Origin of the sequence: Bordetella sputigena (assembly GCF_965137885.1) — a bacterium.
In the GTDB taxonomy this organism is placed as follows: domain Bacteria; phylum Pseudomonadota; class Gammaproteobacteria; order Burkholderiales; family Burkholderiaceae_B; genus Bordetella_C; species Bordetella_C sputigena.
In genome coordinates this window covers 101,794-118,990 of record NZ_CBCSCA010000010.1, presented here as the reverse complement: position 1 = coordinate 118,990, position 17,197 = coordinate 101,794, and the positions used below count along the sequence as shown (strand labels likewise).

The 17,197-nt window shown below is 67.7% G+C and carries 16 protein-coding genes; 2 read left to right on the top strand and 14 right to left on the bottom strand.

From position 1 onward, the window contains the following. Positions 1-144: 144 nt before the first annotated feature. A complete protein-coding gene (locus ACNA0R_RS19395) occupies positions 145-855 on the top strand; it encodes an IclR family transcriptional regulator (RefSeq protein ID WP_415827685.1) in 711 nt (236 codons plus the stop codon). Positions 856-897: 42 nt separating this feature from the next. Here the strand turns inward: ACNA0R_RS19395 and ACNA0R_RS19390 are convergent, their stop codons facing one another. The 10 genes from ACNA0R_RS19390 to ACNA0R_RS19345 all read right to left on the bottom strand — a co-directional run bounded on the left by ACNA0R_RS19390 (position 898) and on the right by ACNA0R_RS19345 (position 11,659). Continuing rightward, on the bottom strand, positions 898-2,268 hold the full coding sequence (locus ACNA0R_RS19390) for an MmgE/PrpD family protein (protein ID WP_415827684.1): 1,371 nt from the start codon (positions 2,266-2,268) through the stop codon (positions 898-900). Positions 2,269-2,370: 102 nt separating this feature from the next. Beyond that, on the bottom strand, positions 2,371-2,697 hold the full coding sequence (locus ACNA0R_RS19385) for a DUF4387 domain-containing protein (protein WP_415827683.1): 327 nt from the start codon (positions 2,695-2,697) through the stop codon (positions 2,371-2,373). Between the two features lie 4 nt (positions 2,698-2,701). After that, positions 2,702-4,063, bottom strand: a complete 1,362-nt coding sequence (locus ACNA0R_RS19380; RefSeq protein WP_415827682.1) for an acyclic terpene utilization AtuA family protein — start codon at positions 4,061-4,063, stop codon at positions 2,702-2,704. A gap of 153 nt (positions 4,064-4,216) precedes the next feature. Next, entirely contained in the window at positions 4,217-5,194 is a 978-nt protein-coding gene (locus ACNA0R_RS19375; RefSeq protein WP_415827681.1) for a Bug family tripartite tricarboxylate transporter substrate binding protein, read from the bottom strand. A gap of 219 nt (positions 5,195-5,413) precedes the next feature. Beyond that, positions 5,414-6,313 carry a LysR substrate-binding domain-containing protein gene (locus ACNA0R_RS19370; RefSeq protein WP_415827680.1) on the bottom strand — a complete coding sequence of 300 codons (900 nt, stop codon included), beginning with the start codon at positions 6,311-6,313 and terminating at the stop codon, positions 5,414-5,416. Between the two features lie 84 nt (positions 6,314-6,397). After that, positions 6,398-7,540 carry a mandelate racemase/muconate lactonizing enzyme family protein gene (locus ACNA0R_RS19365; protein WP_415827679.1) on the bottom strand — a complete coding sequence of 381 codons (1,143 nt, stop codon included), beginning with the start codon at positions 7,538-7,540 and terminating at the stop codon, positions 6,398-6,400. Positions 7,541-7,665: 125 nt separating this feature from the next. After that, entirely contained in the window at positions 7,666-8,622 is a 957-nt protein-coding gene (locus ACNA0R_RS19360) for an NAD(P)-dependent oxidoreductase (protein WP_415827678.1), read from the bottom strand. After that, on the bottom strand, positions 8,622-9,518 hold the full coding sequence (locus ACNA0R_RS19355) for a fumarylacetoacetate hydrolase family protein (RefSeq protein ID WP_415827677.1): 897 nt from the start codon (positions 9,516-9,518) through the stop codon (positions 8,622-8,624). The genes ACNA0R_RS19360 and ACNA0R_RS19355 overlap by 1 nt, the downstream gene beginning before the upstream one ends. Positions 9,519-9,525: 7 nt before the next feature. Continuing rightward, complete coding sequence (locus tag ACNA0R_RS19350; protein ID WP_415827676.1) at positions 9,526-10,668, bottom strand: mandelate racemase/muconate lactonizing enzyme family protein; 1,143 nt, start codon at positions 10,666-10,668, stop codon at positions 9,526-9,528. Between the two features lie 7 nt (positions 10,669-10,675). Continuing rightward, positions 10,676-11,659 carry a Bug family tripartite tricarboxylate transporter substrate binding protein gene (locus ACNA0R_RS19345; RefSeq protein WP_415827675.1) on the bottom strand — a complete coding sequence of 328 codons (984 nt, stop codon included), beginning with the start codon at positions 11,657-11,659 and terminating at the stop codon, positions 10,676-10,678. Between the two features lie 196 nt (positions 11,660-11,855). Here ACNA0R_RS19345 and ACNA0R_RS19340 point away from each other — a divergent pair, with 196 nt between their 5' ends. Further along, positions 11,856-12,590, top strand: a complete 735-nt coding sequence (locus tag ACNA0R_RS19340; RefSeq protein WP_415827674.1) for a GntR family transcriptional regulator — start codon at positions 11,856-11,858, stop codon at positions 12,588-12,590. 31 nt (positions 12,591-12,621) lie between these two features. On the opposite strand, the gene ACNA0R_RS19335 is transcribed toward ACNA0R_RS19340, so the two are convergent. The 4 genes from ACNA0R_RS19335 to ACNA0R_RS19320 all read right to left on the bottom strand — a co-directional run bounded on the left by ACNA0R_RS19335 (position 12,622) and on the right by ACNA0R_RS19320 (position 17,179). Beyond that, positions 12,622-13,593 carry a ketopantoate reductase family protein gene (locus ACNA0R_RS19335; RefSeq protein ID WP_415827673.1) on the bottom strand — a complete coding sequence of 324 codons (972 nt, stop codon included), beginning with the start codon at positions 13,591-13,593 and terminating at the stop codon, positions 12,622-12,624. Positions 13,594-13,704: 111 nt separating this feature from the next. After that, entirely contained in the window at positions 13,705-14,442 is a 738-nt protein-coding gene (locus tag ACNA0R_RS19330) for a class II aldolase/adducin family protein (protein WP_415827672.1), read from the bottom strand. Between the two features lie 92 nt (positions 14,443-14,534). Then, positions 14,535-15,677 carry a site-specific integrase gene (locus ACNA0R_RS19325; RefSeq protein ID WP_415827671.1) on the bottom strand — a complete coding sequence of 381 codons (1,143 nt, stop codon included), beginning with the start codon at positions 15,675-15,677 and terminating at the stop codon, positions 14,535-14,537. Positions 15,678-16,030: 353 nt separating this feature from the next. After that, entirely contained in the window at positions 16,031-17,179 is a 1,149-nt protein-coding gene (locus tag ACNA0R_RS19320) for a mandelate racemase/muconate lactonizing enzyme family protein (RefSeq protein WP_415827670.1), read from the bottom strand. Positions 17,180-17,197 lie beyond the last annotated feature (18 nt).

Below are 17,197 nucleotides of genomic sequence, written 5' to 3'. Positions count from 1 at the left end.
TCGCCTGCCGGCAAGCGGCGTGGCCGCCCGCAAGCGATACTTTGTCTCCTGAGGCCGACGGCACGGTTGCATTGCGCACCATGCCGTCGTTTCATTGGATAAAATAGGTTTTATTGAGCGAAAATATAGGAGCTCGGATTCAACGTGTCAAGCAAAAACATCCCCACGCCGCCGGCCGGCGTGCTCGAACGCGGCATCAGCATCCTGGAAAGCTTCGGCACGGACGCGCTGCAGCTGTCGCTGGGCGAGCTTGCCGAGCGGACCGGATTGGACAAGGCCACGCTGCTCAGGCTGCTGGGCGTGCTGGTGCGCGCGCGGCTCATCCATCGCTTCGACAGCGGCAATTACGCGCTGGGACCGGCGACGCTGCATCTGGGGATGCTGTATCGGCAGACGTTCGATGTCGGGGCGCGCATCCAGCCCGTGCTGCGCAATGTGATGCGGCAGACCGGCGAAACCGTGGCGCTGTATGTCCGCAGCGGCGATGAGCGCATCTGCCTTTATCGCGAGAACACCTTGCAGGAGGTGCGGCACCATGTGGAGGTCGGCACCAGGATTCCGCTGAAGGACGGCGGATCTTCAGCCCATATCCTGCTGGCCTTCACGGGCGGCGATACGCCTCATGCGAAGACCATACGCGACAAGGGCTATGTCATGACGCGCGCCGAACGCGTCGCCGAAATGGCTTCCGTGGCCGTGCCGGTGTTCGAGGCCGATGGCGCGTTCATCGGATCGATGGTCGTGCTGGGGCTGGCGTCGCGCCACAATCAGCAGGCGCAGCTGAAGGCGGTCGACATCGTGCGCGCCGAACTGGCCGCGCAGGGGTTTTCGGCGACGGCCCCGCGCGACCGATGAGGGTCCGGGGGCGGCCCCCGCCACGTGAAACGCCGTGCGTCTCTAGACGGTGAAAAGCGCCGGATCGGGGTCGCAGCGTTCGGCATCCCGCGCCGGGTCGGCATAACGCGCGCACCATCCGGCGATACGCGCCGCCGCGCGATCGTCCATCGCGGGCGCGAATGACCGCATGCGCGCCAGCATCCCTGCCCAGTCATAGGGCAGCTCCGGATCGCCGCGCCGCAGCTCGCGCAGCTCGGTCAAGGTGCGGCCGTCCCGCATGGACAGCGTGACGCGTCCGGGCCGCTTGCGCGGAAAAACCTGCTGGAACTGTTCGTCGGTCTTGATCGTAATCCGGTCGGCGAGCGCGAGCAGGGGAGCCGACGACAGGTCCGGCGCTTCCATGTCTTCGATGGTCAGCGTTCCGGTCATCAGCACGCGCGCCATGACGTAGCGCAGGCAGAAGGCGGTCTCGGCCGGTTTCGTGGGCCAGTGCACGCCGGCGATCTTCAACGCGTGCGGAAAAATCACCACTTCGACGGCGGCGATGTCCTCGGCGCGCAGCCCATGCTCCTGTCGCAGTTGCTGCGCCGCGTCCAGGGGCGTGAACAGCTGCGCGCAGCAGGGCCAGGCCTTGATGGTGGCGGTGTTGATGCGTTCCGGCGCATCGAGTCCGCCGTCCAGGGTGGAGATGTCTCCGTCGCCGGCCAGCAAGGCGTACATGCCGCGCTTGCCGGTAAAGAAGGCGCGCGCCCCGGGGAAGCCCGCCGCCGCGGCGTGGGCGGCGGTCAGGCCGTTGCGCACGGCCATGGCCGGGTGCAGCGATTTGGATTCGTGCGCGTTGTCGTCGACCAGTTGCCACAAGCCGGCGGCCTGGGTCGCGGCGATGCCGAGCGCGTGGTGCAGCTCGGCGGCCGACAGGCCCAAGGCCACGGCGGCCGCCGCGGCCGCGCCCAGGGCGCCCGCGGTGGCGGTGGCGTGGAAGTTGGCGGCGTGCCGCGTGCCGAGCGCCTCGCCCACCCGCAACGACACTTCATATCCCGCGATGATGGCGTCGGCCGCGCGCCGCTGCGTGATGGGGCGTTCGGCCGCCAGCGCAAGCACCGGCGATATCGCGACGATGCCGGGATGCAGCATGGCCGCCCGATGGGCGTCGTCGATCTCGCGCAGGTGCGCGATCCCCGCATTGGCGAAAGCGGCCGCCATGGCGCCCGAATGCCCGCCGCCGAAGGCGCTTGCGTCGCCCGCGCCCGGATGGCACAGCACGGCCAGGTGCCTGAGCCGGGCCGCCGCGTCCAGCGGCATGCCCGACCATCCCGCCGTGAACCAGTCCAGCAGCGCCTGCGCCAGACGCTGTCGCGTGGCCGGCGGAACAGGGCGCGCCTGCAGCGTAACGACGTGCTCGACCAGCTTGTCTTCCGGAATGGGATGCATGGCGCCTCTATTTCCTTCAATGAAATGAATTTCATTGTACGAAATGGAAGGCGCGGGCGTCCATACCGCTGAAGCGCCATGTCCCACGGCGCGGAGAAGGTATCAGTCCGGGACCTGGATCCGTGTCAGCGGAACATGCTGCTGGCAGCCGTACACGTCGCGGTCGAGCACATCGCCGGAACTCACCGGGCGTTTGATGGTGATCTTGAATGCGCGCGCCGCGTCGAAGGCCGTGCACACCAGCACCCGCGCCGCCGGAATGGAGAACGCCCGCGCCACGCTGTCGATGCTGATTACGCCGCTGCGCTTGACGTGCAGATAAGGCGCATCCTCGTCGAACATGATGTCGAAGGTCAGTTCGAACGGGCCGGAATTCTTGCTGCGTATGACCTTGGCGTAGGCCGTCATGGGTCGGGTCGAGGTCGCCATGGGCTCAGTTCCTGATGGTCTCGTAGTGGATGGGGAAGCATTCGCAGGCATCGGCCACCGGCATCAAGTGGTAGACCGAGAAGCGGTAGGCCGGTCCCACCGGAATGCCGAAGGGCGAAAACGGATATGCCATATTGCCCGCCGTGGTCAGGATGCCGGGATAGTGGGCGTGTTGCAGCACGCCGCGCGTGAACATCGCGACCGCCGTCGCCGTATCCTGGTCGGGCGCCACGGCGTCGATGACGAGGCCGACTTCCTTGGCCGGCAGGTCCCGGTCCGGTTCCAGGGCGCCCATCACGCCGTCCTTGCCGTAGGCGCGAAAGAACAGGTTGATGTTGTTCTCCCGCAGGCCGAAGCGTTCTTCGGCCCGTTCGCGGGCATGCTCCAGGACGCCGTCCAGTTCGCGGATCATCACCGCGTCGCGGATGCCCACCACGACGATGCTGCGGTAGCCCAGCTGTTCGGCGGCTTCCAGCTTGACGCGATATTGGGCGTCCCTGATGTAGGCGCTGCCGCGCACGCGCACCGTGCGCTCGTCCGACTGTTCGAAGCTGGCATGGGTCAGGTCGTTGACGCCGCCCGGGCCGGCCTGCAGGAAGGGATCGCTGCGCTCGTACAGCGAATGGCCCGCCACCGATACGGTCGTGCAGCGGCTGGTGGGATTGCCGGGCTCCACCTCGAAATGGTCCTGGCGCACGCGGCCGATCATGGGTTCACCCAGATCGTAGGGCACCGCCGACAGCCCGGCGCATTCCAGGATCTTGCCGCAATGCAGGGACAAGCCCGGATCGAACCCCCGCAGCACCGGCAGCGCGGCGAACACCGCGTCGTCGCAGGCGCGGCCGGCGATGATGACCTCGGCGCCGGCCTCCAGGGCGCGCATGAAGGGTTCCATGCCCATCTGCGCCACGATGGGGCCGGCGGCGTCCACCGTGGCGGCCGTCAGGTTGCCTTCCGGGCCCAGGGGCACGACGGGGCCAGTATCGATCTTGCGCTTCAGGTATTGTTTGTCGATCTCCGCGCCGATCACGGCCAGCTTGAACGACAGTTTGTGTTCGGCGGCCACTTCGTGCACCAGCCGTATCATCAGTCCCAGTGTGCGGTTCGATCCGTTGGTGATGGCCGAACCGATCAGCAGCGGTATTTTCGCTGACCGTGCCGCCGTCAGCATCACGGCCAGATCGCGGCGATAGGCCGACAGGGGCAGGAAGGGCTGGTCCGCGCCGTGGTAGAAAGGGCCCATGTCGGTGGAGCCCGCGTCCTGGCCGATGAAGTCCGGATGGGCCTGCATGGCGCGCTGGAAAGACGCAAGGTTGTAGCCGCTGCCCATGGAGCCGGAAGGCGCGATGCCGGTGATCTGTTTCATCAAAAATTCCTGGAGTGGCGCCGCACCTCCGGCGCGGCGTGAACGGTGGGTCGGCCGCGGTCCGCCCGGGCGGCGATGACGCGCAAGGCGTGCCCGGGCGAAGGCCGTGGAATCGATGTGCCGCGCGGTATCGGCCGGCGACGGCGGACCGCGCTATTTGGAAACCAGGTCGACCGATTTGGCCAGCCCGTCCCAACGCGCCGCATCGGCGCGCATCATGTCCCGGAAGGCCTGGATGGAGCCGCCCTTGACTTCCATATTGTTGTCGGCCATCAGCTTCTGGAAATCCTGCCGCTTCAGCAGCTCGCCGACCTCCTGCGCCAGACGGCCGATGCGATCGGCGGGCGTACCCTTGGGCGCCATCAGGCCGATCCAGACCGAGGCCTCGACGCCGGGGTAGCCCAGCTCGGCGAAGGTGGGCACGTCAGGCAGGGCCGGCAGGCGCCGTGCGGACGCGACGGCCAGCGGCCGCACCATGCCGGCGGCTGTCAGGGCCTTGGCCGAGCCGACGAAGGTAAACAGCAGCGGCACCTGTCCGCCGGCCAGGTCCTGCAGCGCCGGCGCGGCCCCCCGATAGGGAACGTGATTGAATTTGGCGCCCATTTTTTGCGCCAGCAGTTCCAATGCCAGGTGCGAGATGCTGCCGCTGCCGCTCGATCCGAACTGGATGCTTTCCTGTCCGGGCCTGGCGGCCGCGACCACGTCGGCGAAGGTCTTGTAGGGCGATTTGGCGCCGGCATACAGGACGGCCGTCTGGTCCACGAGGTGCACGACAGGCAGCAGGTCGCGCACGGGATCGTAGGGCATATCCTTGTACACCAGTGGCGCGATTGTGACCTGGCCGTTGCTGGCCAATAACAGCGTGTAGCCGTCCGGCGTGGATTTCACCACCTTGCCCGCGCCGATCAGGCCGCCGGCTCCGCCTGCGTTTTCCAGGATCATGGGTTGGCCGGTGGCTTTCTCGAACATCTGCGCGATGGGCCGTCCCACCGTATCCAGCGACCCGCCGGCCGGGTAGGGCACGACCACGGTGACGGGCCGGTCCGGATAGGACCCGGCGGCGGCCAGCAGCGGCAGCGGCAACAAGGCGGCCGCCAGCCAGCGGCCCAGACAAGGCAATGCGAGCTTCATTTTCTACCCCTTGTGTATCGGAGCCGCCGGATGGCTGCTCGCCGCCTATGCCGGCGGCTTCGGGCAAATTCTAGGCAGGGGGCGCGCGCGGTGTCGCATTCCGATATGGAAAATTTCCATAACGTCGAGTTAATCGCCGCGCGGGTATTGGCTTTGCGGGCGGTCGCGGCATCGCCGCGCGAGACGCGCGCAGGGGCTTTTTGGCCCGCGCGGCCCGCGCTACGAGGCCGGTACCAGCAGGGGATGGCGCAGCGATTGCAACTGGTCCACGAAAGCCTGCGTCACCGCCGACAGCGGTTCCTGGCGTGCGTAGCCCAGGCGTATCTGCAAGTCGATGGACGGTGTGATTTCGCGCATAAGCAGGTCGGGCCAGGCGCCACCCAACTGGGCCTGTTCGTCCACCAGCGCGATTCCCAATCCCTGCCGCACCATGGCGCATGCCACATGGGTCTGCTTGACTTCGGCGACCCAGCGCGGCGGCAGGCGGGCGCCGTCGTACAGCCGCGCTATGGCATGCGCCAGCGGCGTTTCGGGGCTGTAGCCGATGACGCGCTCATGGCGCAGGTCGGCCAGGCGCAGGCGCTTGCGTTCCGCCAGCCGGTGTCCATCCGGCAGCACGGCCACCACGCGGTTGCGGAACAGCTTGTGCGTCTGGATGCGCGGATGCTGCAGGGGGACGATGGCCACCGCGATATCGACGGCCTGCGTCAGCACCGCATCGGCGAGCGGCTTGGCCAGCATGCCTTCCACCGTGACCTTGGTGTCGGGATGGCGCTCGGCGTAGCGCGCGATCGCCATGGGGAGCAGGCCATAGGCCAGGCTGGGGCTGCAGGCGATGCGCAGCACGCCGCCGGCCTGGTTGGCCATGTCGCCGGCCAGGCCGTTGATGCGCTGCACACCCTGGTACAGCGTTTCCACTTCGCTGAACAGCTTGTGTGCCTCGGCCGTGGGATGCAGGCGTCCGCGCAGGCGGCGGAACAAGGGGAAACCCAGGCGCTGCTCGGTATACGCGATGAGCCGGCTGACCGCCGGCTGCGAGACGTGCAGCAGCTGGGCAGCTCCGCTGACCGAGCCGGCCATCATGACCGCACGGAAGACTTCGATCTGGCGCAGGTTCATGCGCGCAGTTCAGCATGGCCGCGTCCGCGTGGCAATCGTGTGTATCCCTGCGTCGCCGCCCGCGCGGCCCTGGGCCGCGTGGCGCTACACGTAGCAGGGCCCTTCGATCAGCGGATGCGCCGCCAGGAAGGCCGCATCGATACGCAGCCCTATGCCCGCGCCCTCATGCGGCTGCACGCAGCCATCCTTGTCCAGCGTGTAGGGCGCCCGGTCCATCATCTCGTCGCGGAAGGGGTTCAGCGCGGTGACGTCCGCTTCGAAATACCCGGGATTGTCCACCGCGCACAGATAATGGATGGACGTCGCCATGTTGATGGCCGTCGCCGACGTATGCGGGTTCACCGACAGCTTCAACGCGGCCGCCATCGCGGCCACCCGCATGGCTTCCGTGACGCCACCCACTTTGGAAAGGTCGGGCTGGACATAGCCCACGCTGCCCGATTGCAGCAAGGGGCCGAATTCGTAGCGGGTGTAGTGGTTCTCGCCCGCCGCCAGCGGCACGCGTCCCAGCCTCGCGGCGGTGGCGTAGGCCTGATGGTCATGAGCGGGGAAGGGCTCTTCCAGCCAGATCACCTGGCATTCCTCGTAGGCCGGCATGACGCGGCGCACGTCTTCGATGCGATAGTTGGTATTGGCGTCGACCAGGATATCGATGTCGTCGCCCACCGCCGCGCGCACGGCGCGCACCCGCGCGATGTCGCGCGCCGCCGTATCTCCCACGCGCAGCTTCAGCGCCCGGTAACCTTGCTCGACCAGGCCCAGCGCTTCCTGCGCCAGGCTCTCCGGCGCCTGCCAGCCGAGCGCGATGCCGCCGGCATAGGCCTTGATGGGTTTGGCGGCGCCGCCCAGCAGGCGGTACAGCGGCCAGCCGGTCAGCTGGCAGCGGATATCCCACAGTGCCAGGTCCAGGCCGCTCAGGGCCAGCGCCGATGCCGCGCCCATGCCGTGGCTGGCGAACTGCATCTTCAGTACCCGCGCGGTGACGCCGCTGACGTCGCGCGGGTCCATGCCCAGGACCAGTTCACGGATGGTGGTATCGATCAGCCTGGCGATGGCGCCGGGACAGCGGCCGTGATGCGCCTCGCCCCAGCCGGTCACGCCTTCGTCCGTGTCCACGCGCACCAGCACCGCGTCGCGCTTGACGCTGCGGCCTATGCCCAGCCGCACCGATTTGTTTTCCGGTACGGGGAAGGAGATTGGTACGGCTTTGATGTCGGTGATGCGCATGTTGTCGTCCTCTCGTCGTAGATATTGCGTATGGCATTGCGGCGGGCGCCGCCGCCTTGGCGCGGCCGGCCAGGCGCGGCCGGCCAGGCGCGGCCGGCCAGGCGCGGCCGGCTAGGCGCGGCCGGCTAGGCGACTTCGGCCTTGTTCACCCAGTTCACCGGCGCTTCCCCGCGCAGGATGCGCAGCATCTCGTCCACGGAGCCGCGGCTCATGCGGCGCATGCTGGCGACGGTGGAGCCCGCCATGTGCGGCGTGAGCAACACCCCCGATTGCCGCAGTATTTCCGCGTCCGCGGGCAGTGGCTGTACATCGTGCACATCCAGCGCCGCGCCGCCGAGCCGCCCGTCGCGCAGCGCCGCCGTCAATGCGGCCGCATCGACCACCGGGCCGCGCGATACGTTGATCAGCAGCGCATCCGGCCTGGCCAGCGCCAGCGCCGGCGCATCGATGAGCCCGCGCGTCTGTTCGTTCAGCGGGCAGGCCAGCACGATGACATCCGCCTCGCGCATCAGCGTGTCCTTGTCGACCGCGCGGACGCCGGCGGGCAGGGTCTCCGGACGACGTGTCAGCCCGAGCACCCGCATCTCCAGCGCCTGCGCCAGCGCCGCGAGGCGGCTGCCGATCGCCCCGACGCCGACGATGCCCAGCGTCGCGCCGGCCAGTTCGTCGCCACCCTCGCCGAAGGCGCGCGCCGGCGCCCAGCCCTGCGAGCGCAGCATGGCGTCGACCTGGGCCAGCCGACGCCGCAGATGCAGCATCGCCGCCAGGCAGTACTCGACCACCGAGGCGGTGTTGGAGCCAGGGATGTTCGCCACCGGCACGCGGTGCCGGTTGGCGGCCTCCATGGGGATCATGTCCAGGCCCACCCCGTGGCGCACCACGCCTTTCAAACGCGGCGCGTGTTCGAAAATATCGGCCGGCAAGGGGTTGCGCACGATGATCCCGTCGGCATCGACGGCCGAGGCATTCAGCGTAGCGGGCTTGGGATCGGCCGCCACGCGCACGGTGGCGTGCTCCGCCAGGCGGGCATGTTCGTCGGGGTGGATGGCGCTGGTCAGCACCACGATGGGCTTGGCGTTCATCAGGTCTCGCTTGCCAGAATCGGATTGCGCAGCGCGCCCAGGCCCTGGACTTCGGCGATCATCGTCGAGCCGGACCGCAGCCATGCCGCGGGTTGATGGGATATGGCCACGCCGGCGGGCGTGCCCGTGGCAATAATATCGCCTGGATCCAGGGGCATCTGCGTGGACGCATAGGCGATGAGTTCGGCAATGCCGAAGACCAGGTCCGCGGTATTGCCCGACTGCCGGACCGTACCGTCCAGCGTCAATGTGACGCCCAAGGCGCCCGGCGCGGATATCTCGTCCGGCGTAGCGATCCACGGTCCGCACGGGCAGAACGTCGGCTGGTTCTTGCCGCGCACGAAAGCCTTGTCGGCGCGCACCATGTCGCTGGCGCTGACGTCGTTCAGCGTCAGATAACCGGCGACGTGATCCATCGCCCGCGCCGCATCGATGCGCAGGGCCGTGCGGCTTATCACCACGGCAAGCTCGGCTTCGTAGGTGACGTTGCCGACGTCCGGGGCCAGGCGCACCGGCTCGTCGGGACCGATCACCGTACGTCCGGACTTGATGAAGATCACCGGCGTCTCGGGCGGCGGCATGCCGCGTTCCTTCAAGGCGTCGTGGTAGTTGAACGCCGCGCCGACGATCTTGCCTGGCCGCGGCAGCGGAGCGGCCAGCCGCGTCCGCGACAACGGTGTGCGCGCGGTCTCCGGGAATGCGCATGCGCGCAACCGGGTCGCCAGCCGCCGCAGGTCCATCTCGACCCAGGCCAGCAGATCGGGCGGCAGGGCGGCCGCCCACGCATCGTTGCCGGGCAGCGTTACGTCCACCACGCAGGCCTCGCCCGCGCGACGATCGTCGATGAAGCCCGGGACCACGCGGCCGTCGCCACGATAGAAAGAAACGAATCGCATGGGGATCTCAGGCGACGCGGTAGCGGTCGAGCACTTCGCGCTTGACCTCGATGCCAAGCCCCGCGCCCGTGGGGATCTGCACGACGCCCCGCTTCTGCACGATGGGTTCGACGGTCAACAGATCGCGGAAAGGGTTTTCGCACTGCTCGAACTCCAGCAGCGGCGGCATGGGCCGGAAGCTCGGCGGCTGGTCGGGCAGGGCGGCCAGGAAATGCAGCGTCGCGGCCAGGCCGATCGCCGATCCCCAGGCGTGCGGCACGCACTCCACGCCATGCGCCAGCGCCAGGGCGGCGATCTTGCGGCATTCGCTGATGCCGCCGGCGGCGCAGACGTCGGGCTGCACGATGTCCATGGCCTTGCGGGTCACGATGTCGCGGAAGCCCCAGCGCGTGAATTCGTTTTCCCCGCCGGCCACCGCCATGTCCAATGCCCGTGTCACTTCCACGTAGCCGTCCAGGTCTTCCGGCGAGATCGGTTCTTCGAACCATTCGATATTCAGCTGCTCCAGCTCGCGGCCCAGGCGGATGGCGGCGGGCACGGTGAAGCAGTGGTTGGCGTCCACCATCAAGCGGATATCGTCGCCGACGGCTTCCCGTACGGCCGCCACGCGCCGGATGTCCAGCTTGGGCGAGCCCAGTCCTATCTTCATCTTGATCGCCTGGAAGCCCTGGTCGACGTAGTCCCTGGCTTCTTCCACGGCTTCTTCGATCAGGCGATCCATATCGATGAAGTACAAGCCCGTGGCATAGGACTGCACTTCGGTGCGATGCGCGCCGCCGATCAACTTGTGGACGGGCTTGCCGCATACTTTGCCGATGATGTCCCACAGCGCGATGTCGATGCCGCTGAGCGCCGAAATCGCCATCCCGGAATTGCCGTAGTCCTTGATGCGGTTGTACAGGTCTTCCCAGATCACTTCCACGTCGAAAGCGTCGCGGCCGATGATGCGCGGTCCGTACTGCGATTCGATATAGGCCCGCGATACCTGCGCGGGTCCGTAGCATTCGCCCCAGCCCACCACGCCGTCGGCGGTTTCGATCTCGACGATGCAGGACCCACGCGTCTTGTACAGCCATCCGCGCGAGGACGTAAACGGCCGTTCGACCGGCGCGGCCACCACGTGGCAGGTCACTTTCTTGATCGTGCTCATTGTTTCCTCATTGTTGCTTGAATACCTTGGAAGCCACGCTGTTCAGCGTGGTCTGGACGTTCCGGACCTCGGTGTCCAGGGCCTGGCCCTTCATGTCGTCCACCAGGAAACCGTTCTGCTCGGCGAAGGTCTTGAACTTCTGGCTCTGGATGGCCTTGGAAAAGATATCGACCAGGCGCTGGCGCACCTGCGGCGACACGCCGGCCGGCGCGACGACGTAGGCCATCTGCACGAGCGGCCCGTAGGGATAAACGTCGTAGCCTTTCTCCTTGAAGGTCGGCACGTCGGGGTAGACCCGCAGGCGCTCGTTGCCGAAGACGCCGATGGGCTTGACGTAGCCGGCGTCGATCTGCGCCTTGCTTTCGGAAGGCTTCAGCACCGCGGCCTGGATCTGCTTGCCGGCCAGGTCGGCGATCACGCGCGAACCGCCGGGGTAGGGGACGTTCACGTAGGCCACGCCGGCCGCGCGCGCCGTCATCTCGGCGAAGATGTGGTTGAGGTTGTTGGTGCCCGGCGTGCCGATGGAGACCTTGCCGGGGTTCTGCTTCATGTGGGCCAGGAAGGCTTCCAGGTTGGCAGGGCCGTCCTTGGGCACCAGCAGGATCAGCGGGTCGGTGGATACACGGGCGATGTGGGCGAATTGTTCGTTGCGCAGCGGCGTCAGGTTCTGCGCGATCTGCGCCAATGTCGAGCTGGTGCCCATGCCGACCACATAGCCGTCGGGCGGGGCCGAAGCCACCTTGCCCAAGCCTATGGCGCCGGTCGCGCCGGGGGCGTTTTCCACGACGATGGTGATCTTCTGCTGCTCGCCGATGATCTGCTGCAGTTCGCGCGCGGCGATGTCGTTGGAGCCGCCGGCGTTCCAGGGCACGATGAAGCGGATGGCGTGGTCGGGAAAGTTGTCGGGCGCGGCGGTGGCCGTCGGTATCGCGGCCATCGTCACGGCGCAAACGCAGGCCAGGGCGCCTGCCAACCGGGTTAGCAAGGACATGCGGGTCTCCTCCGTATGAGCGCCTTATCCGGCGCGTGGCGTGGCTCTCTGGCCGACGTTTCCGGGGCATACTATCATTCGTTATAACAAATAACAATGGCGCTTTTGGTCGATGGGAACGCGCCAGGACGGCGCAACCGCCTGGCGGTCCGAGGTGCGAAAATAGGCGGGTTCAACAACCCAGGAAGGTAGGCAGATGCCCCCAGTGAAAGCCGCCGGCGCGGGCGCCGGCCAGGCGCCCGCGCCCGTGAAACCGGCGGTGCTGCAGCCGATCGAGCGCGAAACCCTGTGGGATCGCGCCTACGCGGCGCTACGCGAAGCGCTGCTGTCCGGGCGCTATGAACCCGGCCACCGCATCCTGCTGCGCGATGTCGCGGCCGAGCTCGGCATCAGCCTGACGCCCGTGCGCGACGCGGTGAACCACCTGGTGGCCGAGCGCATCCTGCGACGCGGTACGGGGGGACAGGGCGGCGGGGCGGTGGTGCCCGAGGTCGATGCGGCGCAACTGCACCAACTGCTGATCATGCGAGCCGAACTGGAAGGCCGCGCCGCGTACGAAGCGGCCGCCCACGCGACGCCCGAGGACATCGCCCAGCTGCGTGGCCTGCTGGCCGACATGAAGCGGCTGATCGACGTGGACGGGCACCAAGGCTATCTGGAAGTGCATCGCCGCTTCCATTTCCATATCTATGCCTTGAGCGGCATGGACATCATCGAGGACGCCATCGAAACCCTGTGGCTGCGCTGCGGCCCGGTCCTGAACCTGGTGCTGCCGGAATACGTTCCCTACCTGAAGCGCATGGACTACCACGCCGAAGCCGTCGAAGCCCTGGCCCGCAACGACGCCGACGCCACCGCGCGCGCCATTCGTTGCGACATTCTCGAAGCCGGTCAATACATTCAGGCTCTGCTGCGCCGCGGGCAGGCTTGAAAGCCAGCGCGAACCCGTTCCCGTCGGCGTTTCAATCGCCGTGCTGCCGGGCTCGTACTTTCAGCAGCGCGAATAGCGCGTCCATCAGCGGCGTGTCGACGCCGACCAGGCGGGCGATGTCCTGGACGGCCAGCAGCTGCGCGTCGATTTCCAAAGGGCGGCCAGCCAGCAGGTCTTGCAGCATGGACGGCTTATGGGCGAATTCGCGGCCCCGGCGTAGCAGGGTTTCGATATCGGGCTTCAAGGTGATGCCCAGCCGCGCGGCGATGGCGATGCATTCCTGGGCCAGCTTGCGATACAGCGCGACCAGGTCGGGATCGTCGGCGATGTCCTTGGAGGTCGCCAGCGCCAGGCATGCCATCGGCGACGTCACCACGTTCACCAGCAGCTTGTCCCAGACGGCGGTGCGGATATCCGACGTAGGGGTGACCGCGCCGAAGTGCGCGGAGAGCGTCTCGCAGTAGCGCGTCAGGCGTTCGGTGATCGCGCCATCCAGCTCGCCGAGCACCAAGGCATTGTTTTCCGCACGCGCCTCGATCACACCCGGCCGCACGACTTCGTTGGGCGAACGTATGACCGCGCCGATCACGCGGTGCAGGCCGATCCGCCGGGCCAGCACGCCATCCGGATCCAGGCGCGGCAGCGGCCGGCCGTCGAATTCCCCGCCGGCGCCGTAGAAGTACCACCAGGGCACGCCATTGGCGGCGAAGACAACCGGCGTGTCCGCGTCCAGCAGTTGCCCGATCCCGTCGGCGGCGGCGGGCAGCGAGTGCGCCTTCAGCGCGGTGATGACGAGGTCCTGCACGCCCAGCTCCGCCGGATTATCGGTGGCGCGCACGCGGACGTTGAACGTCTCCTTGGGCGAGGTCAACGTCAAGCCGTCGTCCTGGATGGCGCGCAGGTGGGGACCGCGGGCCACGACGGACACGTCCAGGCCGCCCCGCGCCAGCTTGGCCGCCAGGTGGCCCCCGACGGCGCCCGCGCCGAATATGCAGACTTTCATTGCTGCTTCCGTTCCGTTCAATTGCAGGTTGACCCGCGTGGCGATCGTCCAAACCGTTCGCCGCGCCGGGCTTGATCAAGGCAGCGACATCGTACCCCGGCATTCCTTACGCTATTGCGCGAAAGACGGGTCCAGGCGATGCGCCAATCGCAGGCAGGCGGCCCAGTCCTTGGCGCCGGCGTCCGCCGCGTTCTCGAAGGTGACCTGGGTGACGCCGTAGGCGGCGACCTCGTCGGGAATCAGCGTCACCTCGGCGCCGCCCGACAAGGCGGCGATCTGGCCGCGGCAGGCCATTTCCAGGAATTGATGCTCGGTCATCGCTTCGGCCAGGGTGCGGCCGCAGACCAGCGCGCCATGATTGCGCAACAGCGCGACGCGATGCGGCCCCAGGCTTTCGATCAAGGGCGCACGCTGCGACATATTGAATTCGAAGCCGCCGAAGGTGTGATACGCCAGCCGTTTGTAGAACTTGACCGCGTGCTGGTTGACCATCAGCAGGCCATGCTTCTGCGAGGACACGCCCATGTTGGCGGGCGTATGGGTGTGGAACACCGCATGGATGTCCGGACGCGCCTGCAGGATGCCGGCGTGGATCACCAGGGCGCCGGCTCTCAGCGGCGGCCCGTCGTGCAGCGGCGTGCCGTCCAGCGAATACTTGCGCAGCGAAGAGGCCGTCACCTCGTCGAACATTTCCGTGCCCTGCTTGGTGAGCAGGGCGTCCGGTTCGTCCGGCACGCGGACCGAGAGATGGTTATAGGTAAGGTCGTTCACGCCCAGGTGCGCAAGCACCCGATGACAGGCCGCGAGCTCGATGCGGGCCTGCTTTTCCGCGCTGGATATCGACGACATGGTGTCTCCACGAATCAGGCCGCCTGGCCGTACGAGCAACACATCCGATGGCCATCCATCCGGCCTTGTCCAGCGGCGAACCGATAAAGAGATTAGGTCCGGTTCTGGTGCGCACCAATCGGGGAATACCCGCCGCCGCCGGATTGCGTTTCGCCGGGCTCCAGCAAGCGCGCGGCGCGCAGCGTCGGCGCCGCGCCGGCGCGGTGATAGCCGATCACGCTGTTGACGCTGGCGTGCCCGGTCATCGCCATGACTTCGGCCAGGGGCACGCCCTGGCGTCCCGCTTCGGTCACGAAGCCGGCGCGCAGGCTGTGCGCGGCATAGCGTTCGTCCAGGCCGGCCATCGCGCAACGCTGTTTGACGATGCGCCGCACGGCTTCGCCGCTGAGCGCTTCATCACAGATCGCGCCGCCGCGGCGTATGCGGCGGAATATCGGCCCGCCATCGATGCCGGCGGCTTGCAGCCAGGCTTCCAGCGCCTGTGCCGCGCGGCCGACCACCGGCTTGTACATGTCCGCGTGATCGGCGCCGTCCTGGTGGGTCTTGGAGCGGCGCAACACGTAGATATAACCGTCCGGCGCCGGCCGCAGGTGTTCGACGCGCGCGGCGACGATTTCGGAACGCCGCCGCCCGCCGCTGGCCCAGCCGAACAGGAGCAGGGCGCGGTCGCGCAATCCGATCAGCGACTCGTCGCAGGTCCGCAGCAACTGCTCCAGGGGCTCGCGCGTCAATGCGGGCTTCTGCGATGGCCGCGCACCGCGCCTGGCGTAGGCCGCGCGCGTTCGCGCCAGCAGCGTCTGCACGGCGCGGCTGCGGCAGGGATTCGGCAGATCGCGCGTGCGATGGGCTTCGGAGAGCACCGCCAGGCGATGCTGCACGGTGGACAGCGCCAACGGACCCGGGCGGGCCTTCACACGCAACGTCACCAGGGCCGCGTCCACGTCCGCGGGTAGCCCATGCTCCAGGCCGGTACCGCCGGTGTGCTGCAAGTGATCGGTGATGAACAGGACGACCGTCCGTACCGGAACGGGCAGCGTGAACGGCGCCTGCAGCCGTTGTTCGTGCCAGGCGGCGAGATAGCGCACGGCCGCGCGGTACGAGGCGACCGTATGCGGCGAGGCGCCTTCGCCCAGCAGCGCACGCGCGGCCCGCGCGCTTTCGCCGTCCTCGTTCCAGTCGAAATCGGCCGGTGGTCCGGCGCGACCGTCCGCCCATGCGATGGGCGGCGGCGGCACGGCCCGATCCGCTGAAGGGGCGCCGGTCGGGATGGCCGTGCTTCTGCGAGGGTCTCGTCGGGACTGCATGAAAGGAAAAACTGCGAAAAACCTGGGCCGGAAAACGATCCGGCCTCCCTGCGCAGCGGCGCAATGGGAGGCCGGTCTAGCGGGGCCAGTATAAGCGTGAAGCCGCTTGCGGGCTTACAGATTCCCCGCCTTGACGATTTCGGCGAACTTCTTCCGTTCTTTCTCGACGAAGGCGCGGAAGGCAGGCCTGTCGGCAGGCCGACGAAACCGATTCATCGGCCAGGCGGCGCACGGCGCCTTCGTCCATGAACTCGGTGATCACGATCTTCCGCATGGCCATGGCCTTATGCTCCGTGGGCCGCGACGATGTAGGGCGCCAGGCGGTCCAGGGATGGCTCCACGCCCAGGCCCGGCGCGTCGGACAGGGTGACCTTGCCCTTCTTTACGGCATGGCCTTCCTGCATCAGCAGATCGCGCAAGGGGTTGGTATTGGAATCGACCTCGACATAGCCTGGCCCGCCGACGGCCGCCTTCAGATGCATGGAAGCCGTCAGGCCGATACCGCCGCCCAGCCAATGCGGGCAGAACCACCGGTCGCCGCGCAGGACATCCCGCGCCACCGGCAGGCAGCCGCTGAAGCCGCCCCATTTGCCCAGGTCCGGCTGGATGACCGCCAGGCCACCCTGTTCGATGCCGTCGCGGAAGGCTTCGGCGCCGCGCAGGTTTTCTCCCGCGGCGATACGCAGCGGGGCCTTGTCGGCCAGCGCCCGCCAGACGTTCCAGGGCGTATCCGCCGGCAACGGTTCTTCCAGCCATTCCAGGCCATGGGCCGCCAGCCTCCGCGCCATGGCCTCGGCCTGCGTGGGCGTCCAGGCCTGGTTCGCGTCCACCATCAAGATGGCGTCGCGTCCCATTGCGTCGCGCAGGGCGCGCACATTGTCTTCGTCGCGCTGATCGCCAAAGCCTACCTTGAGCTTGAAGGCGGTGTAGCCTTCGCGCGCCTTCGCTTCGGCTACCAGCTCCGGCCGGTCCGGATTGATGCCGGAGGTGTAGACCGCGATAGTCGGCTGCCCCGCGGGGTCGAGCGCCTTCCACAAGGGCAAGCCCGCGCGGCGTGCCGCCATATCCCAGATCGCGGTATCGACGCCCGCGATGGCATGCGCGAGCGGTCCATGTTCGCCCGATTGGATCGCTAAAATGCGTACGCCATCGCTCAGGGATTGAAAGCATTCCGATGGCGAAGACCACGTCCGGCCGCAAAGCAGCGGCCGGATGCAGGTGTCGACCAGGCGCGCGCGGTGCTCGGCGCCGACCGCCGGAAAGTTGCACCACACTTCTCCCCAGCCCTGGTGTCCTTCCGTATCGGTGACCCGGACCAGTACCGCGGGGCGGTCATGCATGATGCCGAAAGAGGTGCGCACGGGCGGCTCGGCCGCCGCGCGCAGGACGAATGTTTCGAGCCTGGCGACTTGGAAAGGATGGTTGACAGTCATGTGCGGCGGGTGATCCTG